Origin of the sequence: Mesorhizobium sp. M4B.F.Ca.ET.143.01.1.1 (assembly GCF_004792275.1) — a bacterium.
Lineage (GTDB): Bacteria > Pseudomonadota > Alphaproteobacteria > Rhizobiales > Rhizobiaceae > Mesorhizobium > Mesorhizobium abyssinicae.
The window spans coordinates 1-408 of the sequence record NZ_SRSR01000112.1; the positions used below are offsets into that span (position 1 = coordinate 1).

At 66.7% G+C, this 408-nt stretch carries 1 protein-coding gene; it reads right to left on the bottom strand.

Going from position 1 to position 408, the window contains the following annotated elements:
• Positions 1-408, bottom strand: a 408-nt coding sequence (locus EN786_RS36195) for a type VI secretion system baseplate subunit TssG (RefSeq protein ID WP_135910056.1), incomplete at both ends; no start/stop codon positions are given.

A 408-nucleotide genomic window follows, 5' to 3' on the forward strand; every position in this document is an offset into this window, starting at 1 on the left:
CTCCGCCATGTCCGGCCGCCAGCCGACGACGGTGCTCAACCTGAGATCGTCGGCGTCGCCCTTCTCGGCGGGACGCGAAAGCCAGGAGGTCCGGCCGAGCTGGATGGTTCCCATTTTAGGCGGTGGCACCGCCTCCCGCGCGAGCACGATGCGCAGATCGACGTCGAGCGCCTCTCCGATCATGTCGCGCACCGCCTTCTTGAACAGGGCAAGGCGGCGTTCTCCGGGCAGGAACGACTTGAAGTCGTCGAGGCTCAGCGGTCCGACGCGCAGTTCGATCCTGCTCTGCCGGCTGAAGACGCGCGGGCCGATTGTCGCGCCGCTGCCCAGCGCCGCATAAGCCTTTCCGACACGGCTCTGCAGCGCCTTCGGTATGGTGATCCAGGCGGCGACGAATTCCTTGATCTC